A 24,652-nucleotide genomic window follows, 5' to 3' on the forward strand; every position below is an offset into this window, starting at 1 on the left:
CCGGGCGCTGCCAACGCCTACCGTGGAAGCATGGCCATTCCCCCCCTTGTCGAGCCGATCGCCCGCCTGAGCGGCGCCGAATCCGTTCGCACCGCCCGCCAACGCCGTCTGCCCCAGCTCAACGAGCTCGGCCAGCGCCGCCTCGCCAACGCCCGGGTGCTCGTGCTCGGCGCCGGCGGGCTGGGGTCCCCCGCGCTCATCTACCTGGCTGCGGCCGGCGTGGGAACGATCGGCATCGTCGACGGCGACGACGTCGAACCCAGCAACCTGCAACGCCAGATCGTGCACGGCCAGGCGGATGTCGGACGCCCCAAGGTGGCCAGCGCCGCCGAATCGATCGCCCAGATCGCGCCGGAGGCCGTGGTCGTGCAGCACGCCGAACGGCTCGACGCCGGCAACGCCGCCGCGATCATCGGCGGTTACGACGTGGTCATCGACGGCACCGACAACTTCCCCACCCGTTTCCTGGTCAACGACACCTGCGCGGCCCTGGGCCTGCCACTGGTCTGGGCATCCGTTCTCCGTTTCGACGCCCAGCTGTCGGTGTTCTGGGCCACCCCACCGGCCGAGAGCGGCCTCACCGGGGTGCATCTGCGCGACCTGTTCCCGACCCCGCCCACAGAGGGTGAGGTGCCCAACTGCGCCGAAGCCGGCGTGCTCGGCGCGCTCTGCGGCCAGGTGGGCTCGCTGATGGCCACCGAGGCGATCAAGCTGATCGCCGGTATCGGCGCTCCGCTGATCGGGCGCGTGCTCGTGATCGACGCGCTCTCGGGCCGTTTCACCGAGGTGCCCCTGATCGGCACCGGCATCGCCGCCGCCGACCCGAACCCGGCAGCGACCCTCGCCGCCGCCCGCGGCTCCGCTCGGGCCGCCACCGCTGGGGCCTGGTCGACGCTCACCCCGGTGGAGCTCGTGGCCCGGCTCACTGCCCGCGCCGAGGGAACCGACCCGTTCGTGCTGGTCGACGTGCGCGAGCCCGACGAGCACGCCGAGAGCGCCATCCCGGATGCCGTCCTGCTGCCTCTCGGCGACCTGCTCACCGAGGCCGGAATGGCCACCCTGCCGCGGGACGTGCCGCTGGTGCTGCACTGCCATCTGGGGCCGCGGGCCGAACGCGCCGCGATGGCCCTGGACGCGGCCGGCTTCACCGGCCTCACCCTGCTCGCCGGCGGGATCGTCGCCTGGGACGTTGCCGTCGCCGCACGCACGGCTCCCGGCCGGGGCAGCAAGTGGGCCGGCGACGCCGTGTCCAACGAATCGACGACCACAGCGGGGAACTGACCATGACGGGGAACACGCACGAGCACACCCACGAGCACGACGCCGACGCTTGCGCCGTACCGGTCTCGGCCCGCAGCGTCGCCGACCAGCTCTCCTTCGTGCTCGCCGCGGTCGCCCCGCTGCCGCCCGTGCTGGTCTCGCTTGACGAGGCGCTGGGCCTGATGCTGGCCGAGGATGTTCGGAGCGCCACGGACACACCTCCCTTCGACAACTCGGCCATGGACGGCTATGCCGTCCGGCGTGCCGACCTGCTGCAGGCCTCCGCCGAGCACCCGGTGACGCTGCCGGTGGTCGCCGACCTCGCGGCCGGAACCAGCCAGAACCCGCACCTGGAGACCGGGCAGGTGGCCCGGATCATGACGGGGGCGCCGCTCCCGGACGGGGCGGATGCCGTGGTTCCGATCGAAGACACCGATCAGGGCATCGACACGGTCACCGTCGTGCGGGCGCCGCAGCCGGCAGCGCACATCCGTCGCGCCGGCGAAGACGCCCACGCCGGCGACACCGTGCTCACCCGCGGCTCAGTGCTCTGGCCGACCCGGGTTGCCGCGGCCGCCAGCGCCGGAACCTCGTCGCTCCGGGCGCACCCGGCTCCGCGCGTGGCCGTGATCTCCACCGGGAGCGAGCTCGTCACCCCCGGCGAACCCGCCCGGCGCGGCCAGATCCCCGACTCCAACTCCTACCTCCTCGCGTCGGCCGTCACCGCCGCCGGTGGGGTTCCGATCCGGCTCGGCGCGGTTCCCGACGACGAGAACACGCTCCGCAGCCTGCTGGCCAGCCTCGCCGGCACGGTCGACGCCATCGTGCTCTCCGGCGGGGTGAGCGTCGGCGCCTACGACATCGTCAAGGCCGTGCTCGCGCCGCTCGGCACCGTACGGTTCGGGCCGGTCAAGATGCAGCCGGGCAAGCCTCAGGGTTTCGGCCGCTGGCCGGCCGACGACAATGCAGTCGAGGGACCGCTCATCTTCGCCCTCCCCGGCAACCCGGTCAGCGCCTTCGTGTCGTTCGAGGTGTTCGTGCGGCCGGCCCTGCGCCGCCTCGGCGGGCACATCGACCTCTTTCGCCCCACGATCTCGGCGACCGCCGGGGAGAGCTGGGACTCCCCGCCCGGCCGTGCCCAGTACATGCCGGTGACCCTCGAGGGCGTGGGAATCCGCAGAGTGGTCCGCCGGTCCGCCGCGGGTGGGTCGGGATCCCACCTCGTCGCCGGGCTTGCTCAGGCCGTCGGGCTGGCCATCGTGCCGGAAAACGTGACGCGGATTGCCGAGGGCGACCGCGTCACTGTCATGCTGTTGACATGAGCATCCGCGACCTGTCCGCACACCCCTTCACGCATCTCGACTCTTCCGGCCAGGCCCGCATGGTCGACGTCACCGAGAAGCAGCCCACCGTGCGCAGCGCCACCGCCGCCGGCTTCGTGGCCTGCGGACCGACGGTCATCGCGGCCCTTCGCGACGGCAGCACCCCCAAGGGCGATGTGCTCGCCGTGGCCCGCATCGCCGGCATCCAGGGTGCCAAGAAGTGCGCCGACCTGCTCCCCCTCGCGCATGTGATCGGGGTGCACGGCGCCGCCGTCGACCTCGTCATCGAAAACACTGGGGTGCGCGTCACGGCCACCGTGCGCACGGCCGACCGCACCGGCGTCGAGATGGAGGCGCTGACCGCCGTGTCGGTCGCCGCCCTCGCCGTGGTCGATATGGTCAAAGGCCTCGACAAGTCCGTTTGGATCGAGAACGTGCGCCTCATCACGAAGACCGGAGGGAAGTCCGGCGACTGGCACCGCCCGAACGAGTAGCGATGACCCGAGCAGCCATGAGCGTCGACCTGATCGTGCTGGCGGGCGGGCGCGCCCGGCGCCTCGACGGCGCGGTCAAGCCCGCGGTCGAGGTGGCCGGGCGCACGCTGCTCTCCCGGGTGCTGGACGCCCGCGGTCTCGCCCGGAACGTTGTCGTGGTCGGGCCGGAGGAGGCCCGTGCGGCCGTCCCGGACGACGACACTTCCGAGCTGACCTGGACGCTCGAAGATCCCCCGTTCGGCGGCCCGGTCGCCGGCATCGTGGCGGGACTCGCGGCGCTCGAGCACGCGACCGCGTCCGGGTCTGCGGACTGGGTGCTCCTGCTGGCCTGCGACCTGCCGTGGGCAGCGGATGCCGCCCGCCTACTGGTGCCGGCGGCGTCCGACCCGGGGCTGCCGGCATCCGTTCACGGCCTGCACCTGGTCGACGCGGGCGGCCGCGCGCAGTGGCTCGCGGGGATCTACCGTCTGGCGCCGCTGCGGGCGGCCGCGCACCGGCTCGGCGCCGACGCCCACGGCGCCAGCATGCGCGGACTGCTGGCCCCGCTCGAGCTGCGGGGCGTCCGCGACCAGAACGGCGAGGGGAGCGACGTGGACACATGGCAGGATGTGGAGTGGAGTTCCGCACTGCTGACCAGCACCCCACCGTGGAGCAATCCGACCGCGGGGCAATCCGACCGCGGAGCGATCCGATGAGGAGTGATACCCAATGAGCGCCTCGACCCCGCTTCCCCCTGAGGCTCTCGACGAGTGGCTGGTGGCCCTCGCCGCCGCACTCGGCCTGGATCCGGCCGACATCCCCGTGGGCACGCTGCTCGACGTGGCCCGCGACGTTGCCCACAACGTGGCCCGGCCCGCCGCCCCGCTGAGCACGTTCCTGGTCGGTCTGGCCGCCGCCCGGAACGGCGGCACACCCGCCGCCATCGAGGCCGCCAGTGCGCTGGCCACCCGGCTCGCCCTCACCTGGCCGCCGGACCAGCCGGAGGTGACACGCTGATGGCGACCATCCGTTTCTTCGCCGCGGCAGCCGAATCCGCCGCCGCCGACGCGGCCGCGATCGATGCCGCCACCATCGGCGACTTGCGCGCCCAGCTCACCAGCCTCTACGGCGACGAGTTCGAGCGCATCCTCGGCCGGTGCTCCCTGCTCGTGAACGGCACGCGGGCGACGGATGACACGGTGCCGCTCTCCGGGAGCGACACCGTCGACGTGCTGCCGCCCTTCGCCGGCGGCTGACGCCCGCCGATTTCGGTTCTGTACGACCGAATCATTTTTCACGGCGTTCACGCGTTGTCGCATTTCCGCTGTACCGCGAGGGTGGAAGCTACGCGGGCCTGGTGCCCGGCAGCAACCAGCCGAGGAAGTCCATGTCAGTCGCAACGTCCCCGCAGTTCGCCTCGAAACTCAAACCGGATCTGTCCAACTGGGACCCGGAGAATGACGAGACCTGGGATCCGGGGCTCGCCTGGCGCACCCTGTGGATCACCACCTTCAGCCTGACTCTGAGCTTCGCGGCCTGGTACCTCGTCAGCGCGATCGCCCCGCGTCTGAACGACATCGGCTACTCCCTCGCACCCAGCCAGCTGTACTGGCTCGTCGCCCTCCCCGGGCTCGCCGGCGGCCTGCTGCGCCTGGTCTTCATGTTCCTGCCGCCGATGATGGGCACCCGCAACCTCGTCGCCATGTCGTCGGCCCTGCTCATGATCCCGATGCTCGGCTGGACCCTCGCCGCCCGGGACACGTCGACGCCGTACTGGGTGCTGCTCTCCCTGGCGTTCGCGGCCGGCATCGGCGGCGGAACCTTCTCCGGTTTCATGGCATCGACCAGCTACTTCTTCCCCAAACGCCTCGCCGGTACGGCTCTGGGCCTGCAGGCAGGCCTCGGCAACTTCGGCATCGGCCTGATGCAGCTGATCCTGCCCTGGGTCGTCGGATTCGGTCTGCTCGGCACCGCCGCCCTCACCCCCCAGAGCAGTGCCGACGGTGACCTCGTCTGGCTGCACAACGGTGGGCTGGTGCTCATCCCCTGGGCTCTGCTTGCCATCGTCCTGGCGGTGATGTACCTGCGCCGGGTGCCGATCACGGCGAACTTCCGCCAGCAGATGGACATCTTCCAGGTCAAGCACACCTGGATCATGACCGCCATCTACCTGATGAGCTTCGGCGCCTACAGTGGCCTCGCCGCCCAGATGGGCCTGATCATCCTCAACGTCTACGGCGACTTCCCGGATGCCCCGAACCCGCTGGCCTTCGCATTCATCGGCCCCGTCCTCGGCGCCCTGGTGCGGGCGGCGAGCGGCCCGTTCTGCGACAGGTGGGGCGGCGCGATCTTCACGTTCATCGGTGGCCTCGGCATGGTGGCGGGAACTGCCCTCACCGCCTTCTTCCTCACGCCGACCAGCGTGGACGAGTTCTGGGGCTTCCTCACCGGCATGTTGATCATCTTCTTCTTCGCCGGGCTGGCCAACGCCGGCACGTTCAAGCAGATGCCGATGATCTTCCCGAAGCGTCAGGCCGGCGGAGCCATCGCCTGGACCTCCGCCATCGCGGCCTTCGGACCGTTCGTCGTGGGCATCTCGCTCACCATGATCAGCCCGACCGCGTTCTTCGCCGGCTGCGCCGTGTTCTGCGTGTTCTGCACCTGGCTCGCCTGGTTCTACTACGCCCGCAAGGGTGCTCCCTTCCCCAGCTGATCGATCTGCCGGAGCGGAGTACGATCCCCGCATGGAACAGCTGCACTTCACGATTCGGATCGACGCTCCGGTACACGCCGTCTGGAGCACGATGCTGGACGCGTCGACCTACCGGGACTGGACCCGGGCGTTCCATGAGGGTTCCCACTACGTCGGAAGCTGGGCGGAGGGCAGCACGATCCGCTTCCTTGCCCCCGGCGAGGATGCTTCCCACAGCGGGCTGGTGGCCACGGTCGTCGAAAACCGGCTGGACGAGTTCATCTCCCTGGAAATCCACGGTGCTGTCTCCCGGGGCATCGACGACACCACGAGCGCTCACGCGCGGCGGTTCGCGGGCGCGCACGAGGACTACTCCTTCAGCGAGTCCGACGGGGTGACCACACTCGTGGTGGCCGTCGACACCGACGAGGAATTCACGGCCATGTTCGCTGCGGATTGGCCCCGCGCCCTCGCGCGGCTCGCGGAGCTCGCCGAGGAACGGGCCGCCACCGCCGACTAGCTGCCCGAATCCTGCCAGCCGTGGGCGATGAAGGGGTCGGACTGGGAGTTCCGCGCCCCGAACGGAGCGGAGCGGGTGGTCGACGCCCGATCCGCACCAGCGCTGCTGCCCATCCGGCTGGGGCTGTGGCCAACTCAGGAGATCCGTCCGGCCGGGCCGAACATCCACACTTGTTCCGCACTGATCCGTGGCGGCCGGTGCATGCCGGCAACGGATGTCCTGAGTTGGCCACACACACACACACACACACACACACGCTCGCGCGACCGGGCCTAACCCGCGGAAGAGTCAGGGGAGCCAGAATCTCCGCCGAGTGGACCCGCGAGGTTGCCGCCGGCGTGGGCGCCGACAGCTCCGTGACCGACTGAGTTCAGGCCGGCTCAGTCGTCGTCTTCGCCCCCGGCGGGCGCCGGTGCTCCCCCGGCCTCGGACCAGACGGCCGCCGCCCCGCTGTGACCGATGCGCACGGCCTGCACGATGGTTCCCATGGCGGCGCCCAGCGCGGCCACGGCCAGCACGATGGCCACCCACTTCGGGGTGCGGGCGACGGATGTCCGGCCGCCGACCTCCCGGTAGTTCCACCAGAGCAGAACGGCAGCGACCACGACCAGGGCGGCAACCCGGGGCAGCAGCCCGTCGGCCAGCTCGGAATGGGTCTCGACCAGTGCGGTCTCGGTGACCCGCTCTCTCAGCGCCTCCCCGGATTCGCGCGCCAGCGGCACGAGAACGAGTGCGGCCAATGCGAGGATCAGCGGCAGGAACTTCGCCCACCGGCGAAACCGGGGCCAGAGGGCCGCGACGACGACGACGAGGGCGGCCGTGGGAACGACGACCGCGGTCGCGTGCACCACGAGGGGGTGCACAGGCAAACCGAAGATGGTGTCGAGCAGCGCATCGAACATGTGTCTCCTTCTGGGGCATCCTCAGGCACGAAATTGGACCCGCACCGGCAATGCTAGGCACCGGAGTGGAACCCCGCCATACAGCGCAGGCTTCGCCTACCAGCCCGAGTGCGGCGGGATCAAGACGCCCTCGATCGCCTGCAGGCGGCCTGGCGCGCGCTGGCTAGCCCTTCGGGCAGCCCAGGTGCCGGCGGCCTGCATCATCCGTTACCCCTGCGCGACCCGCTCCCCCGGCTGCATATGGCGGCTGCGGGTCGCGCACCGGCGTCGACGTCCCTGGGATCTTCGGCTAGCGGCGACCGCCCACCTTTTCGCGGGTGTCCCTCGGTAGTTCGCTCTTCTCCCAGCCACGGCGGGCCTTCTGGGAGCCCGCACCGCGGTGGCCGTCCCGCGAGCGGTAGACGATGTAGGGACGCACGAAGTAGCCGAGCGGCGCCGAGAATACATGCACCAGTCGGGTGAAGGGCCACAGCAGGAAGAGCATCGTGGCGGAGAGCACGTGCAGTTGGAAGAAGAACGGCACGTCGCTCATCAGCGCCGGGTCCGGCTGAAAGGCGTACAGGCTGCGGATCCACGGCGAGATCGACCCACGGTAGTCGTAGCCGGCGCCGAGCACCTGGTAGAGCACGGTCGCCGTCGTGCCGAAGGCGATGGTGCCGGCGAGGAACAGGTACATGACCTTGTCCATCACGGTCGTGACCAGCTTGACCCGGGCGACCAGGCGGCGACGGATCAGCAGGATGGCAAGGCCGGCGATGGTCAGCACCGCGGCGACGCTGCCCAGCCAGGTGGCCCCGAGGTGGTAGATGTGCTCGGTGACGCCGAAGAACTCGAGCCACGGTTTGGGGATGAAGAGTCCGACAATGTGACCGCCGAAGACCATCAGGATGCCGTAGTGGAACATGGGCGAGCCCCAGCGGAGCCACTTGTTCTCGTAGGTCTGGCTCGACCGTGAGGTCCAGCCGAACTGGTCGAACCGGTACCGCAGAAGGTGGCCGACGATGAAGACCCCGGCGGCGGCGTAGGGGAACGCCACCCAAAGCAGAATGTCGAGCGGATTCATACCCGTACTTCCTCGCTGTTCGCGCCGGACGGCGAGAACGGTTTGAGATTGCCCAGGAAGGTCATGCCGACCGTCTCGGTCGGCGGACCCTCGTTCACCAGGTTGAGGTAACGCTGGCGCGTCTCCTCGTCGATCTTCGGGAGAGACAGGGAGACCGCCTCCACAATGTGCGCGTAGGGGCTCGGCACGGCCTCGAGTGCCATGCGGAGCACCTCAATCCCGTCGCGGTGCGCGGCGAGCAGTTCCTGGGCGATCGGCGAGTCGCTCCGCGCGGAGAATTCGAGCACCATCGGCAGGTAGTCGGGCAGTTCGTCGGCGGCGACCTCCCAGCCCGCGGCACGGTAGGCCTCGACGAAGCGCACGAGCGCCATGCCGCGGCGACGGGTGTCCCCGGCCGCAAAGTAGCTCAGGTACGGGCAGCACTTGCGCTTGAGGTCGAAAGTAGCCGTGAAGTGGATCTCCAACTCCTGCTGCGTCATCGCATCCGCTTTCGTCAGGAACGCCTCGAAGGCGTGGCGGAGCGGATCCGGCAGCAACGCCACCGACGCGGCGACAGCACCGAAACGGGCCCGTCGCTCCTGGCTGGGGTAATCCAGCAGAATGGATGCCGCCATGTGCGCCATCCGGCCGTCCTCCGCGGACAGAGGCAGCGCCGTGACCTTGCGGGTCGGGAGCTTCGGCAGCCTCATGCGGGACTCCCGGAGGCCTTCGGCGGGAACATGCCCTCCGGCACGCCGCCGCCGGTCCAGTTGAGCAGGTTGACCCTGCCGGGCGTGGTGGGCTTCGTGCGTTCGGAGCCCTTGCCGACCATCTCGTTGTAGTTGTCGACGGTCGCGTTCAGCGGCATCCCGGGGGTCTTGCCATAGGGGCCGGCCGCCGTGGCGACGCTGGGGCCACCCATACCGGGGCCGCCGTCGGTGTCGAGCGAGCAGGCGAGTTCCTCAAGCTCACGCGCCGTCTCGACGTGCGCCTTGGGGATGACGTAGCGATCCTCGTATTTGGCGATGGCCAGCAGGCGGTACATGGCCTCGATCTCGGGACCGGTCATGCCGACCGCTTCCGGGATCGACTCGTCGCGGTCGCGGCCCAGGTTGATGTCGCGCATGTACGACCTCATGGCGGCGAGCTTCCGCAGCGAGGACTCGACGGGAACGACGTCTCCGGCCGAGAACAGCCCGGCGAGGTATTCCACCGGGATGCGGAGCTTGTCGATGGCGGCGAACAGGGTGCGGGCATCCTCACCGTCGTTGTTGGTGGTCGAGATGACGTCGACCACCGGGGACAGCGGGGGGATGTACCAGACCATCGGCATGGTGCGGTACTCCGGATGCAGCGGCAGAGCCACCTTGTACTCGGAGATGAGCTTGTAGATCGGGCTGTTCTGGGCCGCGAGGATCCAGTCGTCCTCCATGCCTTCGGCCTTCGCCGCGGCGATGACCTCAGGGTCGAACGGGTCGAGGAAGCAGGCGCGCTGGGCATCCAGCAGGTCGTGCTCGTTCTCGACCGAGGCCTGCGCGAGGACCGCGTCGGCGTCGTAGAGCATCAGGCCGAGGTAGCGCAGCCGGCCGACGCAGGTCTCCGAGCAGATCGTGGGCTTGCCCTGCTCGATCAACGGGTAGCAGAGCGTGCACTTCTCGGCCTTACCCGTCTTGTGGTTGAAGTAGACCTTCTTGTACGGGCAGGCGGAGACGCACATGCGCCAGCCGCGGCATCCGTCTTCGTCGACGAGGACGATACCGTCCTCCTCGCGCTTGTACATGGCGCCCGAGGGGCAGGCCGCGACGCAGGCGGGGTTCAGGCAGTGCTCGCAGATGCGCGGCAGGTAGAACATGAAGGTGTTCTCGAACTCCATCTTCACGTGCTCGCTCATGGTGGCGAGGATGGGGTCGTCTGCCGCGGTCTCCTGCGAGCCGCCGAGGTCGTCGTCCCAGTTGCCGGACCACTTGATGTCCATGTTCTGGCCGGTGAGCAGCGACTTGGGCCGGGCGACGGGGCTTTCCGTGCTCAGCGGAGCCTTGGTCAGCATGTCGTAGTCGTAGGTCCACGGCTCGTAGTAGTCGTCGATCACCGGGAGGTCGGGGTTGTTGAAGATGGTGGCGAGGCGCTTGATGCGGCCACCGGAGCGCAGTTTCAGGCGTCCGCGCTTGTTGCGCTGCCAGCCGCCCTTCCACTTGTCCTGGTCTTCGTAGCGGCGCGGGTAGCCGACGCCGGGCTTGGTCTCCACGTTGTTGAACCAGACGTATTCGACGCCGGTGCGGTTGGTCCACACCTGCTTACAGGTGACCGAACAGGTGTGGCACCCGATGCACTTGTCGAGATTCATGATCATCGACATCTGAGCCATTACGCGCATTTAGTACTCAACCTCCTGGCTGCGTCGACGGATCACGGTGACCTCATCGCGTTGGTTCCCGGTCGGGCCGAGGTAATTGAAAGCGAAGGACAGCTGGGCGTAGCCACCGATCAGGTGACTCGGTTTCAGCAGGATCCGGGTGAGCGAGTTGTTCGTGCCACCGCGCATGCCGCTCGTCTCGGCGATCGGCACGTTGATGGTGCGGTCCTTCGCGTGGTACATGTACACGGTGCCCTCGGGCATCCGGTGCGAGACGACCGCACGGGCCACGACGACGCCGTTTCGGTTGTAGGACTCGATCCACTCGTTGTCGCGCACGCCGATCTTGTCGGCGTCCTGCGGTGACATCCAGATGGTGGGCCCGCCGCGGGACAGCGACAGCATCATCAGGTTGTCCTGGTACTCGGAGTGGATCGACCACTTGGAGTGCGGGGTGAGGTAGCGCACGGCCACCTCGGCCCGGCCCTTCGAGCCGGTCGCGCCGGTCGACGAGGTCGACCCGACGATGGAATCATCGAACAGGCGGTGCATGTCCAGCGGCGGCCGGAAGATCGGCATGGTCTCCCCCAGCTCGATCATCCAGTCGTGGTCGAGGTAGAAGTGTTGCCTCCCGGTGAGGGTGTGCCAGGGCTTGAGGTGCTCCACGTTGATCGTGAACGCGCTGTAGCGTCGGCCGCCGTGCTCGCTGCCGGACCATTCCGGGGAGGTGAGTACCGGGACCGGGGCACCCTGCACATCCGGGTAGGAGAAGCGACGGCCCTCGTTGTCGCTGGCCAGGTGCGCCAACTTCTGGCCGGTGCGCTCCTCCATCCTGCGGAAGCCTTGCGTACCGAGCCGTCCGTTGGTGGTGCCGGAGAGCGCGAGCACCATTTCGCAGGCCTGGATGGCGGTCTTCAGTTGCGGCCGCCCGGCGGCGGGGCCGCTCTCGACGAGCCCGTTCTTCTTCGCCAGGTAGGCCACCTCGACGTCGGGGTTGAACTTGACGCCCTTGGTCATCATGCCGAGCTTCTCGGTCAGCGGGCCGAGGGCACCGAGCCGCGCGGCGAAGGCCGGGTAGTCGCGTTCGACCACGACCAGTTTGGGCATGGTCACGCCGGGCACCAGCACCTGGTCGTATTCGACTATGCCGTGCGGGGCGCTCATCGCATCCGGGGTGTCGTGCAGCAGCGGAACGGCGACCAGGTCCTTCCGAACCCCGAGGTGCTCCACGGACATCTCGGAGATCTTCTCCGCGAGGATGTGGAAGATGTCGAAGTCGGTCTTCGCCTGCCACGGCGGGGCGATCGCCGGGTTGAACGAGTGGATGAAGGGGTGCATGTCGGTGGTCGACAGGTCGTTCTTCTCGTACCAGGTGGCCGGCGGCAGCACCACGTCGCTGAAGATGGTGGTGCTCGTCATGCGGAAGTCGCTGGTGACCATCAGGTCAAGCTTGCCCTCGGGGGCGGTCTCGTGCCACTTCATGGTCTTCGGGCGCTTCTCGGGCGGCGATTCGGGGGCGCGAACGGCGTTCTTGGTGCCCAGCAGGTGCTTCAGGAAGTACTCGTTGCCCTTGCCCGACGAGCCGATCACGTTGGCCCGCCACACGTCGAGGATGCGCGGGAAGTTCTCCGGCGCATCCGGGTCCTCGATGGCGTACTCGAGGGTGCCGTCGCCGAGGGACTCGACCACGTACTGGGCCGGGTCGACGCCCGCCCGGACCGCGTCGTCGACGAGGTCGAGCGAGTTGCGGTTGAAGGTGGGGTAGCCGGGCATCCAGCCGCGCTTGGTCGACTCGACCAGGCAGTCCGCGGTGGTGCGGCCGGCGAAGGTGCCTGCGCCGAGCGGGCTGGACAGGGTGTCGGCGGCGAGGCCGTCGTAGCGCCACTGGTCGGTGGCGAGGTAGAAGAAGCCCGTGCCGATCATCTGGCGGGGCGGGCGCACCCAGTCCAGGCCGAACGCGTACTGGCCGTAGCCGGTGAGCGGGCGCACCTTCTCCTGGCCGACGTAGTGAGCCCAGCCGCCACCGTTGACGCCCTGGCAGCCGGTCATGGTGGTCAGTGCCAGGAAGGCCCGGTAGATGGTGTCGGAATGGAACCAGTGGTTGGTTCCGGCACCCATCAGGATCATCGAGCGTCCATTGGAGTCTTCGGCGTTCTGCGCGAACTCGCGACCGATGCGTTCGGCGGCCTGCATCGGCACCGAGGTGATGCCCTCCTGCCAGGCAGGGGTACCGGGTGAGGTGGCGTCGTCGTAGCCGGTCGGCCAGACACCGGGCAGGCCTGGCCGTCCGACGCCGTACTGCGCGAGCAGCAGGTCGAACACGGTGGTGACCAGCTGGCCGGCCACCATCCGCACGGGGACGCCGCGACGGATGATGCCCGCACCGCCCGCGTGCTGCTCTCCGATCTCGTCGGTCTCCGGAGCAACGTCGAACCGGGGCATGTCGATGGCGACGGACGCCTGGTCGTAGTCGGGTGCGTCGGCGATGGACAGGAGCGGGTCGACACCCTCGAGGTCGAGGTTCCACTTGCCGACGTCGGTCTCGGAGAAACGGTGCCCGATCGAACCGTTGGGCACGACGACCTCGCCGTCGTGGCCCAGAAGCACCGGCTTGAACGCGGCGCTGGCGACCGTCGGGGCCAGGCCGGGCAGGGCATCCGCGGTCACGAACTTGCCGGGCACGTACGCGTCGCCGCGCCTGGTGAGGCTGATCAGGTAGGCGGAGTCGCTGTAACGCTTCATGTAGTCGACGAAGCGGGGCGTGCGGCGATCGACCAGGAATTCCTTGAGCACGACGTGGCCCATGGCCAGCGCGAGCGCGCCGTCGGTGCCGGGGTGCACGGCCAGCCACTCGTCGGCGAACTTGGAGTTGTCGGCGTAGTCGGGCGAGACGGTGATGACCTTCTGGCCCTTGTAGCGGGCCTCGACCATGAAGTGCGCGTCGGGCGTGCGGGTGACCGGCACGTTGGAGCCCCACATGATCAGGTAGGAGGAGTTCCACCAGTCTGCCGATTCCGGCACGTCGGTCTGGTCGCCGAACACCTGCGGGGACGCCACGGGCAGGTCGGCGTACCAGTCGTAGAACGAGAGCATGGTGCCACCGAGCATGGAGATGAACCGGTTGCCCACCCCCTGCGAGACGATCGACATGGCGGGGATCGGCGAGAAGCCGGCGATGCGGTCGGGGCCGTACTTTTTGATGGTGTGCACGTGGGCGGCGGCGACGATCTCGGACGCCTCGTCCCAGCTGGTGCGCACCAGGCCGCCCTTGCCGCGGGCGCTCTTGTAGGCGCGGGCGCTCTCGGGGTCGCCGGTGACCTCGGCCCAGGCGAGCACCGGGTCGCCGGTGCGGGCCTTCGCCGCACGGAACAGGTCGAGCAGCACGCCGCGCACGTAGGGGTACTTGACCCGGGTCGGCGAGTAGGTGTACCAGCTGAAGGCGGCGCCGCGGGGGCAGCCGCGGGGCTCGTATTCGGGTGAGTCGGGGCCGACGGAGGGATAGTCGGTCTGCTGGGTCTCCCAGGTGATGATGCCGTCCTTGACGTACACCTTCCAGGAGCAGGAGCCGGTGCAGTTCACACCGTGGGTGGACCGCACCTCTTTGTCGTGGGTCCAGCGGTCGCGGTAGAACGAGTCGGCGTCGCGGCCGCCCGCAAGGAACACGGATCGCAGGTCGGGTGAGGCCTTGCCTCGACGCAGGAACCGCCCGAGCTTCAGGATCGTGTCGTCGATGGGGCCGTCGATGCCGGGCTTGGCCGGCCGGGTCTTAGCCGGCTTCGAGAAAGCCGAATTCTTGAGTGTTTTCACAACGTACCCCTTGCACTGCCCGGGGTCACCATGGTCGGCAACCACCCTCGGACTCCAGTCTCAGGGGTGGCGAAATACGCTACAAGCCGGAAACGCCGTGATAAATGATTGCCGGCTTGAGCCGTTCCGGGGCGGTTTGTTCGGCGCCTGTTTCGACACCTGGGTCGGCGTCGGACCGGTGCAGGTCGAGGGTGCAGGTATTCAGTTCGACCAGCGGGTGCAGCGCGTCGGCGCTCAGGGGTCCCTCGGTCCTTTCGAGCAGGGTTTTCAGCAGCCCGAAGTGCACCCGGCAGACCTCGGGGTGCGCCTTGACCATCTCGCTGTACGGGCATTCGTGCAGGTGCACTCGGTTGCCGTCGGCACCGTCGATCTCGAGCCGCGCGTCGAAGCCGGACTCGTCGAGGTGGTCGTCGAGGGCGTCCAGCTGCCGCTGCAGCGGCGAGTGGATGACGGCCTCGACCCGCAGCATCCGTCGCACCTGGTCACCGTGGCGATCGGCGGCTTCGGCCTTCGCGGCCCGGATGGAGCCGTCGACGTGGTTCGGGCCGGCGGCGGCGCTGTACAACATCCGAGGCCGGCCCTTGGAGTCCTTGTTTTCCGGGTGACAGGTGACGAAACCGTCCCCGATCAGGCGCTGCAGGTGCTCCCGGGCCGTGTTGTGGTGCAGACCGGTGGCCTCAGCCAGGTCGCCCACCGTCATCGTTCCGCGCTGCTGCAGGAAGTACAGAAGCTGAATCCTGCTGAAGGACGCGAGCGTGCGGTAGCTCGACGAGGGGGAGGACGGCGTCACCTCCTAATCATCTCCTTATTTTCTGATTTCTCTGACTTTTTCGGGGACTGGACATGCGATTCGGACGAAATCCGACGTCGTGCTCTGCGTTCCGCGCGCTGCCCGGACCGGCGCAGCAGGCGCATCGCATTCACGATCACGATCAGTACGGATGCCTCATGCACGAGCATGCCGCCGAACATCGTCACGCCGCCGAACAGCACACCGGCCAGCAACAGCACCACCGTGACCAGCGCGAGGGCCACGTTCTGGTGCATGACGCGCACCGTGCGGCGGGCCAGGTCGATGGCGGCGGGGAGCATCAGCAGGTTGTCACCCATCAGCGCGATGTCGGCGGTCTCGACCGCGACGGCCGAACCGGCCGCCGCCATCGCGATGCCGATGTCCGCCGTGGCCAGGGCCGGGGCGTCGTTGACGCCGTCTCCCACCATCGCCACGACGTGGCCGTCCCGCCGGAGCCCGGTGACGACGTCGAGCTTGTCCTCCGGCAGCAGCGACGACCGGATCTCGTCGATTCCGACGTGGGCACCCACGGCCTGCGCCACGAGCGGCCCGTCGCCGGTGAGCATGACGACCCGAACAATCCCCGCCGCGTGCAGCGCGTCCACCATGTCGGCGGCGTCGGGACGCACCTCGTCGGCCACGGCGAGGACACCGGCGACGACGCCGTCGAGTACGACGATCAGCGGCGTGCGCCCGTGGGCGGCGAGTTTCTCGGCCAGCGTCGTGGCGGCATCCGTGCCCGCGATCCGGTGGGCGCGGAGCAGGGCCGGATTGCCGATCAGCACGGTGCGGCCGGCCACCGCGGCGACGATGCCCTGCCCGGGCACCGACGTGATGTGTTCCGGCAGGCCGGTCACCTGGGCGCCCTGCGCGGCTTCGCGTGCGGCCTCCCGCGCGGCGGCCTGCACGATCGCTCCGGCCAGCGGATGCTCGGAGCCGGCCTCCGCCCGTGAAGCCCAGTCGAGCACCTCGGCACGGGTCAGGGCGGGGTTCAGCACCACGACATCCGTCAGGACCGGACGGCCCCGGGTGAGGGTGCCCGTCTTGTCGACCGCGACGACCGTGATCTTCGCGGCGGTCTCGAGGAACTCGCCGCCCTTGATCAGGATTCCGAGCTGCGCGGCGCGGCCGATCCCGGCGACGATCGCGACCGGGATGGAGATGACCAGGGCGCCGGGACACCCGATCACGAGCAGGGTCAGCGCCAGGAATACGTCGCCGGTCACCACGCCGACGATGATCGCAAGCACCAGGATGCCGGGGGTGTACCAGGCCGAGAACCGGTCCATGAAGACCTGGGTCGGGGCCGTGGCCTCCTGCGCCTCCTCGACCCGGTGCACGATGTGGGCCAGGGTGGTAGCCGCGCCGACCTCGGTGGCCAGCACCTGCAAGAAGCCGCCGGTCGAGACCGTGCCGGCGAAGACGCGGTCGCCGGCGCGCTTCTCGGCCGGGGAGGACTCGCCCGTGATGGAGGCCTCGTCGATCGTGCCCGTGCCCTGCTGCACGGTGCCGTCGACGGGCACCCGCGCGCCGTTCTTGACCAGGACGGTCTCCCCGGTCCGCACGGACCCGGCCAGGACCTCGAGCTGCTCGCCGTTCCGTAGCACGAGGGCGACGTCCGGGGCCAGGGCCACGAGCGCGGTCAGGGCGGAGCGGGTGCGGTTGAGGGTGGCCGATTCGAGGGCATGCCCGATGGCGAACAGGAAGGTCACGGCGGCGGCCTCCCAGTATTCGCCGAGCACGATGGCGCCGACGGAGGCGACCGTGACAAGCAGGTCGATGCCCACGACCCGGGCGAGCAGCGCTCGCCCGGCGGTCCGCATGATCGGGAACCCGGCCACGACCGCGGCCGCCACCATCGCCGCGTCGGAGACAAGCGGCGGCACCGGCAGGAGGCCGAGCAGCCAGGCGGCGCCGATCAACGCGCCGGAAATGAGGGGAATCAGGTGGCGGCGCACGATGGTCATGTCACTCCCCCTGTCCGCCGGTCAGAACGCGGCCAGGCGGGCGGTGTAGCCGGCCTTGCCGACGGCGGCGATGAGGGCATCCGTGCTGACGACGGCCGGGTCGTGGTCGATCTCGATCCGGGCGGTGGCGAAGAACACGGTCACGGCGCTGACTCCGGCGAGGCGGCCGATCTGCTTCTCGATCTTGGCGACACAGGACGGGCAGGAAAAGCCGTCGGCCCGCAGGATGGTGTGGACGGTGGCCGGGGTGGATGTCGGGGTGGATGTCGGAGTGGATGTTGTGGTGGGGATGATTGTGGTCATGACTGCGACGTTACGAACCCGAGGCGGCGGCAACCATGACGGCCGTCACTTTGCCGCAACCAGACCGGAACGGTCGAGCACGGCGGTCCACCGTCGTCCGGAATCGATCAGCCCGTCCCGGCGCAGGCCGCTCATGGCGCGGGACACCGACTCGGCGCTCGTGCCGGTCATGGCGGCCAGGTCGGCGCGGGTCAGAGGCAGCTGGATCAGGGTGGTACCGGCGCCGTCCCCCGGCACGCCGAAGGTGTCGGCGAGGCGCAGCAGGGTCGCTGCCACCCGCGTCGTGACGGTAACGGAGGCCTGCTCGGCCTCCCTCGACCGCGCCCGATGAAGACGGTCGACGACGACATCCAGCACGCGCAGCGCCACCGGCGGATGCGCGAGCAACATCTGCCGGAAGGCGCCGGATTCGAGGCGCAGGGCGCAGGTGGTCACGAGGGCAACGGCCGTCTCGGGGTACCGACCCGCGTCCAGCGCGGTCAGGCTTCCCAGCACCGCTCCCGGGCCGAGGAAGTCGAGGCTCGTGAACTGCCCGGTCGAGGTCGATCGGAACACCTTCGCCTGGCCGGCCGCGAGTACGAACACGTGCTCGGACGGCTCGCCGGCGGTGAACAGCGTGTCTCCGGGACCCCAGGCGAGCGACAGCATCCGTTCGGCCAGGTCGGCGAGCTCGCCGGCCGACAGGTCCTGGAAGATCGGGATCTGGCCGAGAATGCTGTTCCGCATGGCGGAGGAGCACGGATGCGGCCGCGCACAGGTGCTGCGCAGCGGTGTGCGCCGGGCCACGCTCACGGCTTCGTCGCCGGGATCTCAAGGTGGGCGAGGCAGACGCCCGGGCGGGCGAACGGCTCGAGGGTGACGCCGACTCCGGGTGTGTGCAGGCGCTCGAGGGCGCCCTCCATCAGGCCGCGGTGCACCGCGCACACGACGTCGCTGTGCTCCTTGGCCACATCGAGGAACGGGCAGCGGTGCAGCTCGATCACGACGTCGACCGGAGCGGCGGCGCCGCCGAAAGCGACGTCATCGGCAGCACCGGCATCCCCGAGGCGCGGCTCGAAGCCGACCTCGTCAAGGATCTGAACGATACGCCCGACCGATGCTCCGTGGGCCGCCCCCGACTGCGCGTCGGAGAGTCCGGTATCCGTCTCGGCCATCTCCCTGCCCCAGCGCCGCCCGGCCTCCGCGGCCGCGGCCGCGCCTGCCCCCGAGGAAATATCCCTGCCCAGGCCGCCGGCCAGGAGACCGGCAAGAAGCCGGTAGGACTCGGCGGGGACCTCGGCGGCGGGTGACGTGGCGCGAAAGAAAAGCCGGGGCCGCCCGGGACGCACGCGCGCCTCGACGGTCTCGGCAACCAGGCCCACCTCGACCAGCCGGTCGAGGTGGGACCGAACCGTGTTCGCGTGCAGCCCCACCGCTTGGGCGATGGCCGGCACATCCATCGCCGCGTCGGCATCGCGCAGGAGTTCGAGAATGGCGACCCGACTGATGCCGGAGAGCACGCGGTGGGTGCGGGCGTCAAGGGGTTCGATAGGCACCAAACTAGTTTTCCCTATATCTATGGTAAAAACAACTGAGGGCCGAAATTCGGCGCTGAGCTAGGACTTGCCCCATGACCGACACGCACGTGCGCCCCATCCGGGTGCTGCACCACGACACCGCCGAACGGCCCTTCATCGTCATCTGGGAGGTGACGCGCGCCTGTCAACTGGTCTGCACCCACTGCCGGGCCGACGCCATCCGCACTCGCAATCCGTTCGAGCTGAGCACGGACCAGGGTCGCAAATTGTTGGACGACCTCGCCGCCTTCGGCACACCGCGCCCGCTGGTCGTGCTCACCGGCGGGGACCCGTTCGAGCGCCCCGACCTGCCGGAGCTCGTCGCCCACGGCACCAGCCTCGGCCTGAGCATGGCCCTCTCCCCCTCGGTCACCCCGCGCCTCACCCGTGAGGTCCTGGTCGAGCTCCACGACGCCGGGGCCAAGGCGGTCTCGCTCTCGCTGGACGGCGCCTCAGCGGCCACCCACGACGCCTTCCGCGGTGTCGACGGCGTCTTCGACGACACCATGATCGCCGCCCGAATGGTGCGCGAGGTCGGCTACCGGCTGCAGATCAACACGACCGTCACCCGCGACACCGTGCACGAGCTGCCCGGCATCCTGAAGACCGTCCTCGATCTCGGCACCACCCTGTGGAGTGTCTTCTTCCTCGTGCCCACCGGCCGCGGCAAGCTCCTGAACGCTCTGACCGCGGCCGAGGAGGAGGAGGTACTGCACTGGCTGCACGACGTCTCCGACCTGGTCGCCATCAAGACCACCGAGGCACCCCACTACCGACGCATCGCGCTTCAGCGGGCCGGCGTGGACGACGGGGTTGACCTCGACACCGCGTTCCCAGTCGGCCCACTGAGAGCCTCGCTGCGGGAGGCCACGGAGCGGTTGCTCACCGGTGACGAGCCGAGGCGGCGGCGTCCGCGGGCCCCCCTCGACGTCAATTCCGGGCGCGGGTTCGCCTTCGTCGACCATGTCGGTCTCGTTTACCCCAGCGGGTTCCTGCCCGTGTCCGTGGGGTCGGTGCACAAGCAGCCCTTCTCCGAGATCTACCGGGAGGCGCAGCTGCTCCAAGAGCTGCGCACCCCGGATCTCTTCGGCGGCCGGTGTGGTCACTGCGAATTTCGCACGGTCTGCGGCGGCTCCCGCTCGCACGCCTACGCGGTGACCGGGGACCCGCTCGCCGAGGACCCCAGCTGCGGCTACCAGCCCAGCACTGACTGAGCAGCCCGGAACGCTGATCGGTTTACAGCAGCTCACCGCACGCAGAAGCGCCCGGCCGATTACTCGGCCGGGCGCTTCTGCGTGCGGTGGTGCGCGGCAGGTCAGTCCAGGTGGTGCCCGCCCTTGACCCAGCGCAGGGCGCCAAGAATACCGATGGCCACGCCGAACATCCCGACGATCATGCCCACGAAGAGCCAGACGAAGAGCGGTTCCAGGCCGCCGACCGTCTGGTCGACTCCGACGATCGTGCCGCCGAGGAACCCGGCGATGGGTGCGAAGATGCCGGCGAAGGCTCCGATCAGCATCAGACGGATGCAGAGGGCGCGGTCGCGTGAAACGATGTCGGCCATTAGGAAGAAACCTCCGTTGTCTGTGCTGCGGCAGCCGCAACGGCGGCGGCGAAGGCCGCGGCGGCCCCCGCCGGGTCCGGCAGGGGAACCGTGTCCGCACCGGGGGGCGCGGCGCTCGGCTGGGCCACCTGCTGGGTGACCTTGCCGTTGAGGAACGGACCGAGAATGTCCATCGGAAGCGGGAAGACCACAGTCGATTTCTGGTCGGCGCCCAGCTCGAGCAGGGTCTGCAGGTAGCGCAGCTGAAGCGACGCGGGATTGCGGCTCAGGATTTCCGCCGCCTGGCCCAGCTCCTCCGACGCCTGCAGTTCACCGTGGGCATTGATGATCTTCGCCCGGCGGTCCCGCTCGGCTTCGGCTTCACGGGCCATGGCACGCTGCATCGCCTGCGGAATCTCGACATCCTTGATTTCGACGACCTTCACCTGCACGCCCCAGGGTTCGGTTTGCGCATTGATGTTGCGGGCGAGGTCTTCGTTCAGGTCGGCCCGGTGGGCGAGCAGGGTGTCGAGGTCGGCGCGGCCCACGACCGAGCGCAGCGTTGTTTGCGACATCTGGGAGGTGGCGATGGCGTGGTTCTCGACTGCCATCACCGAACGGACCGGGTCGGTGACCTGGAATAGGACGACGGCGTTGACCCGGGCCGGAACGTTGTCCTTGGTGATGACGTCCTGCGGCGGGATCGTGAGGGTCACGATCCGGAGGTCGACCCGCACCATCTTGTCCAGTCCGGGGAACACCATCTGCACACCCGGGTCCCGCACCGGGCCCAGCCGGCCGAATCGGAACGCCACGCCGCGCTCGTATTCCTGCAGCACCTTGAAGGAAGCTGCCAGCCAGACGAGCAGCAGCGCCACCACGATCAGGGCCGCGATCTGCCAGGCCATCACGAGTTGCCCCTCCGGCTCCAGCCCACGGCGGGGCCGGAACGACCTGGGTCGGCCTCCGTCTCCAGTTCAGCCCAACGGGCTGAGAATGAGGCGCTCACTGTGTTTCCTTTCATCGTTTCCGGATCGGCGTCGGTTTGCTCCGACGCCCGGGCGCTCGCGTACGGTTCGATTTGAACCGGCCGCGGGCCCGTTTTTCTGATGCTGCCGTAGCCGCTGCGCCGCTGCGCCTCGACCGCCGCCGTGGCGGCGCGGGCCGCGACGCTTTCGTCGAGCCCTACGACCTTGAGATGCTCGGGAAAGCGAGCGGGCGTGCGACGCAGGTGCGACCACAACGGCCAACTGCCGGCGGCGATGACGGCCGAGGCTAACCCCAGGATCAGCAATTCCACGCCCGTGCGGTTCTGGAACATGGACGCCAGCGGCCAGATGAGCCCGAGCACGACGACGGAGCAGGCGATCCCGCGATGGAACCGTTCTGCCTCCGAACTGGGCCAGGGGTCGATGTTTCGCGCGAGCTGCCGGCCCGCATCCGAGGTGGTGCAGGTGTCCTTGACCGGGCAGGGGTTGCAGACTGTGGGGCTGGCCTGGTATCGCGTCACCCGGTTATCCGGATCGAAGGAGATCGGCCAGAGCCACTGGTCCTCCTGGCACTTCCAGGCGTCGTGGTTTTCGTGGTACTCGAACCCGCTCGAACTCATGGCGGTGGTTTTCGCCCCGGTGCGTCTCGCCAGGAGGTCCAGCACGTGTGCTACGGCCAGCAGGAAGCCGCCGTAGACAAGCGCGAACCAGACCTCCGGATTGATGGACGCCATCACACGCCGCCGCCCGGGCGGTCCCCACCGAGCTCTCCGGTGCCGGTGGAGCGGTAGTCCGAGGAATATCCGGATGTCGGCTCCGCGCCGCCGGTGACCGTCGCGCCGGTGGGGACCGCCTCGACGAACAAAGCCTCCATCGGCACGTCGTGGGTGGTTGCCTTGATGCGGTAGCGAACCCCGAGCCAGGTGATCCAGACGAACGGCATCACGCCTCCGACGATGAAGACGATGTCACCGGGCATCCGCAGCCATTCGAGAACGGCGTTGCCGGGCTCGTTGATGAAGTTGAGGCTGCGGGCTTCGAAGTAACCGTCGTTGATGGAGTGCCAGAGCTGAATGACGCCGAGCGGCAGCAGCGTTGCGAACGTCATCCAGGCCAGGCCGATGTTGAGGCACCAGAACGAGATCTTGGCGAGCTTGTCCGGCCAGCGCTCGGCCGGGATCAGGTAGCGCAGGGCGAAGAGCGACAGACCGACGCCCATCATTCCGTACACGCCCATCATCGCCGCGTGGGCGTGGTTGGCCGTCAGCGCGGTACCGATCTCGTAGTACGAGACGATCGGCAGGTTGATCAGGAATCCGAAGACGCCGGCACCCAGGAAGTTCCAGAAGCCGACCGCGACAAGGAACATCACGGCCCAGCGGTGCGGGAACGGAGCCGAACTGCGCGACTCCTGCCGGGCACCGAGTTGGAGGAAGCTCCAGGCCTCGATCGTCAGGAAGGTCAACGGGATGACTTCCAGGGCGGAGAAGAAGGCTCCCAGCGCCATGTGCTCGACGGGGGTTCCGGAGAAGTACAGGTGGTGCATGGTGCCGAGGATGCCACCGGCGGAATACAGGATGACGTCGAGCAGGATGATCTGCATCGCGATCTTGCGGTGCACAACCCCGAGCATGACGAAGATGTAGGCCACCATCACGGTCGTGAACAGTTCCAGGAAGTCCTCAACCCAGAGGTGCACCACCCAGAAGCGCCAGAACTCGGCGACGCTCAGGTGAACCTCGGTGCCGGCGAGCATTCCGACGGCGTAGAACGCGGGGATCGCGAGACCGGCGTAGAAGAAGAGCCACGGCAGGTTGAAGCGGTGCTCAGACTTCAGACGCGCCCGGATGCCGCGGTAGATGATCGCGATCCAGAGGAAGAGTCCGACGACGAGCATGCCCTGCCACACCTTGGGCAGGTCGATGTACTCCCACTGCATGTCCCAGAACGGCGAGCCCTTCGCGGCCTCGACGCCGAAGATGCTCAAGGCTTCACCCACGAACGATCCGACGATGACCAGGGCGAGGGCGCCGAGCAAGCCGTAGGCCAACCAGTGCTGACGTTTGGGTTCACGCCCGGAGATATACGGGGCGAGGAAGATGCCTGCGGCCAGGAACGAAGTGGCCGTCCACAACAGCGAGAGCTGCACATGCCAGGTTCGGGCGAGGTTGAACGGCAGCAGCTGAGCCAGGTCGACCCCGAAGAAGCTCGACAGGTCGACCCGGTAGTGCTCGATGGCGGCACCCAGGAAGGCCTGGGCCAGGAACATCAAAGCCACCACGAAGAAGAACCAGGCCGTGGCGGTCTGGGCGGGTGTCACCGCCACCTCCCCCGGCTGTCGGAAGGACAGTGCCGGGGTTTCTTCCCCGTGCTGCCAGCCCATCCTCTTGCTCCACCGGCCGTAGAGGCCGAAGAGGGCGCCGAGGGCGACCATCAGGGCCACGAGCGAGAGGCCGCTCCACACGATGATGTCGGCGGTCGGAACGTTATCCACGAGCGGCTCGGCCGGCCAGTTGTTCGTGTACGAGTAGTTGTGACCGGGCCGCTCAGCAGAGGCTGCCCAGGACGTCCAGGCGAAGAAGGCGGTCAGGTCGTGGATGTCCGCCGAGTCCGTGATGGCATTCGGGATCAGACCGTATTGGGTGGTCGGGGAACCGAAGAAATCGGCGTAGTGCTGCTTGAGCGTGTCGAAGGCCTCGATCTGCAGATCGGTGAATTCGAGGTCGCCGGTGGCCTTGTCGTAGCGGTTGGTCCGCATCATCTCGACGAGGGCACCCTGTGGGTCCTGCACACCGGACGCGGTCAGGGCCTCGAGCACCTCGGTCGAGGAGCGCCGCAGGTAGTCGGCCGTATAGTCCGGTCCGAGGTAGCCGCCGTGACCCAGGATCGAGCCATACTGCTGCAGGCCGCGCCGCACGAAGGTCTGCTGGCCCGCGGTGATGTCGGCCGTCGTGAAGACAACCTCACCCTGCGAGTCGACGACCTGCTTGGGCTGGGGCATCGAGTCCGTATAGGTCCTCAAGGCCAGGAAGCCCATCACGGCGAAACCGAAGACCATTACCAGGGCTACGCCCTGCAACCATCCTTTGGAAACCATCAACTCCGATCGCAGTTTTCCTGCACCGGCTCT

Annotated in this window: 23 protein-coding genes; 9 read left to right on the forward strand and 14 right to left on the reverse strand. The window is 68.6% G+C overall.

Translation table 11 applies throughout. The features are described from left to right. Window positions 1-30 precede the first annotated feature (30 nt). The 8 genes from E3T25_RS11665 to E3T25_RS11700 all read left to right on the forward strand — a co-directional run bounded on the left by E3T25_RS11665 (window position 31) and on the right by E3T25_RS11700 (window position 6,267). A complete protein-coding gene (locus E3T25_RS11665) occupies window positions 31-1,281 on the forward strand; it encodes a ThiF family adenylyltransferase (RefSeq protein WP_104101331.1) in 1,251 nt (416 codons plus the stop codon). A gap of 2 nt (window positions 1,282-1,283) precedes the next feature. Next, the gene (locus E3T25_RS11670) at window positions 1,284-2,582 is read left to right on the forward strand and encodes a molybdopterin molybdotransferase MoeA (protein ID WP_104101334.1); all 1,299 of its coding nucleotides are present in this window, start codon (window positions 1,284-1,286) and stop codon (window positions 2,580-2,582) included. Further along, complete coding sequence (moaC, locus tag E3T25_RS11675; protein WP_104170175.1) at window positions 2,579-3,076, forward strand: cyclic pyranopterin monophosphate synthase MoaC; 498 nt, start codon at window positions 2,579-2,581, stop codon at window positions 3,074-3,076. The genes E3T25_RS11670 and moaC overlap by 4 nt, the downstream gene beginning before the upstream one ends. 2 nt (window positions 3,077-3,078) lie before the next feature. Further along, a complete protein-coding gene (gene mobA / locus E3T25_RS11680; protein WP_198415658.1) occupies window positions 3,079-3,771 on the forward strand; it encodes a molybdenum cofactor guanylyltransferase in 693 nt (230 codons plus the stop codon). Between the two features lie 13 nt (window positions 3,772-3,784). Beyond that, complete coding sequence (locus tag E3T25_RS11685) at window positions 3,785-4,072, forward strand: DUF6457 domain-containing protein (RefSeq protein WP_174843942.1); 288 nt, start codon at window positions 3,785-3,787, stop codon at window positions 4,070-4,072. Next, window positions 4,072-4,311 (forward strand): MoaD/ThiS family protein, encoded by a 240-nt coding sequence (locus E3T25_RS11690; protein ID WP_104101341.1) that lies wholly within the window; start codon window positions 4,072-4,074, stop codon window positions 4,309-4,311. The genes E3T25_RS11685 and E3T25_RS11690 overlap by 1 nt, the downstream gene beginning before the upstream one ends. 131 nt (window positions 4,312-4,442) lie before the next feature. Next, window positions 4,443-5,768, forward strand: coding sequence for an MFS transporter (locus tag E3T25_RS11695; protein WP_104101344.1), 1,326 nt, complete (start codon window positions 4,443-4,445; stop codon window positions 5,766-5,768). Between the two features lie 31 nt (window positions 5,769-5,799). Continuing rightward, complete coding sequence (locus E3T25_RS11700) at window positions 5,800-6,267, forward strand: SRPBCC family protein (protein WP_134342347.1); 468 nt, start codon at window positions 5,800-5,802, stop codon at window positions 6,265-6,267. Window positions 6,268-6,647: 380 nt separating this feature from the next. Here the strand turns inward: E3T25_RS11700 and E3T25_RS16820 are convergent, their stop codons facing one another. The 10 genes from E3T25_RS16820 to E3T25_RS11750 form a co-directional block, all read right to left on the reverse strand. Further along, on the reverse strand, window positions 6,648-7,169 hold the full coding sequence (locus tag E3T25_RS16820) for a DUF2231 domain-containing protein (protein WP_166786000.1): 522 nt from the start codon (window positions 7,167-7,169) through the stop codon (window positions 6,648-6,650). Between the two features lie 289 nt (window positions 7,170-7,458). After that, complete coding sequence (narI, locus tag E3T25_RS11710) at window positions 7,459-8,232, reverse strand: respiratory nitrate reductase subunit gamma (RefSeq protein ID WP_104194627.1); 774 nt, start codon at window positions 8,230-8,232, stop codon at window positions 7,459-7,461. Then, window positions 8,229-8,921, reverse strand: coding sequence for a nitrate reductase molybdenum cofactor assembly chaperone (narJ, locus tag E3T25_RS11715; protein WP_104101355.1), 693 nt, complete (start codon window positions 8,919-8,921; stop codon window positions 8,229-8,231). The genes narI and narJ overlap by 4 nt, the downstream gene beginning before the upstream one ends. Then, a complete protein-coding gene (narH, locus tag E3T25_RS11720; protein WP_104101357.1) occupies window positions 8,918-10,585 on the reverse strand; it encodes a nitrate reductase subunit beta in 1,668 nt (555 codons plus the stop codon). The genes narJ and narH overlap by 4 nt, the downstream gene beginning before the upstream one ends. Then, complete coding sequence (locus E3T25_RS11725) at window positions 10,586-14,371, reverse strand: nitrate reductase subunit alpha (protein ID WP_104101691.1); 3,786 nt, start codon at window positions 14,369-14,371, stop codon at window positions 10,586-10,588. It abuts the gene before it with no gap. Window positions 14,372-14,450: 79 nt separating this feature from the next. After that, window positions 14,451-15,161: a helix-turn-helix transcriptional regulator gene (locus E3T25_RS11730; protein ID WP_104101360.1), complete on the reverse strand. Its 711-nt coding sequence runs from the start codon at window positions 15,159-15,161 to the stop codon at window positions 14,451-14,453. After that, window positions 15,158-17,131: a heavy metal translocating P-type ATPase gene (locus tag E3T25_RS11735; RefSeq protein ID WP_134374394.1), complete on the reverse strand. Its 1,974-nt coding sequence runs from the start codon at window positions 17,129-17,131 to the stop codon at window positions 15,158-15,160. Before E3T25_RS11735 ends, E3T25_RS11730 begins: the two co-directional genes overlap by 4 nt. Window positions 17,132-17,152: 21 nt before the next feature. Next, a complete protein-coding gene (locus E3T25_RS11740) occupies window positions 17,153-17,434 on the reverse strand; it encodes a heavy-metal-associated domain-containing protein (RefSeq protein ID WP_104101365.1) in 282 nt (93 codons plus the stop codon). A 45-nt stretch (window positions 17,435-17,479) separates the two neighbouring features. Beyond that, entirely contained in the window at window positions 17,480-18,160 is a 681-nt protein-coding gene (locus tag E3T25_RS11745; RefSeq protein ID WP_104101694.1) for a Crp/Fnr family transcriptional regulator, read from the reverse strand. Window positions 18,161-18,222: 62 nt separating this feature from the next. Further along, the gene (locus tag E3T25_RS11750) at window positions 18,223-18,969 is read right to left on the reverse strand and encodes a helix-turn-helix transcriptional regulator (RefSeq protein ID WP_134374396.1); all 747 of its coding nucleotides are present in this window, start codon (window positions 18,967-18,969) and stop codon (window positions 18,223-18,225) included. A 74-nt stretch (window positions 18,970-19,043) separates the two neighbouring features. On the opposite strand from E3T25_RS11750, the gene E3T25_RS11755 reads away from it, so the two are divergent. Further along, window positions 19,044-20,204: a TIGR04053 family radical SAM/SPASM domain-containing protein gene (locus E3T25_RS11755; protein WP_104101370.1), complete on the forward strand. Its 1,161-nt coding sequence runs from the start codon at window positions 19,044-19,046 to the stop codon at window positions 20,202-20,204. A 101-nt stretch (window positions 20,205-20,305) separates the two neighbouring features. Here E3T25_RS11755 and E3T25_RS11760 read toward each other — a convergent pair whose 3' ends face one another. From E3T25_RS11760 to E3T25_RS11775, 4 genes are read right to left on the reverse strand one after another with little or no spacing between them, the layout of a single operon-like run. After that, complete coding sequence (locus E3T25_RS11760; RefSeq protein WP_134374398.1) at window positions 20,306-20,554, reverse strand: hypothetical protein; 249 nt, start codon at window positions 20,552-20,554, stop codon at window positions 20,306-20,308. Then, window positions 20,554-21,441 carry a slipin family protein gene (locus E3T25_RS11765; RefSeq protein WP_134374496.1) on the reverse strand — a complete coding sequence of 296 codons (888 nt, stop codon included), beginning with the start codon at window positions 21,439-21,441 and terminating at the stop codon, window positions 20,554-20,556. Before E3T25_RS11765 ends, E3T25_RS11760 begins: the two co-directional genes overlap by 1 nt. Next, window positions 21,441-22,256, reverse strand: coding sequence for a hypothetical protein (locus E3T25_RS11770; RefSeq protein WP_174843943.1), 816 nt, complete (start codon window positions 22,254-22,256; stop codon window positions 21,441-21,443). The genes E3T25_RS11765 and E3T25_RS11770 overlap by 1 nt, the downstream gene beginning before the upstream one ends. Continuing rightward, the gene (locus tag E3T25_RS11775; RefSeq protein WP_104101377.1) at window positions 22,256-24,619 is read right to left on the reverse strand and encodes a nitric-oxide reductase large subunit; all 2,364 of its coding nucleotides are present in this window, start codon (window positions 24,617-24,619) and stop codon (window positions 22,256-22,258) included. The genes E3T25_RS11770 and E3T25_RS11775 overlap by 1 nt, the downstream gene beginning before the upstream one ends. Window positions 24,620-24,652: the final 33 nt, after the last annotated feature.

The sequence above is a fragment of the Cryobacterium sandaracinum genome (assembly GCF_004403415.1).
Lineage (GTDB): Bacteria > Actinomycetota > Actinomycetes > Actinomycetales > Microbacteriaceae > Cryobacterium > Cryobacterium sandaracinum.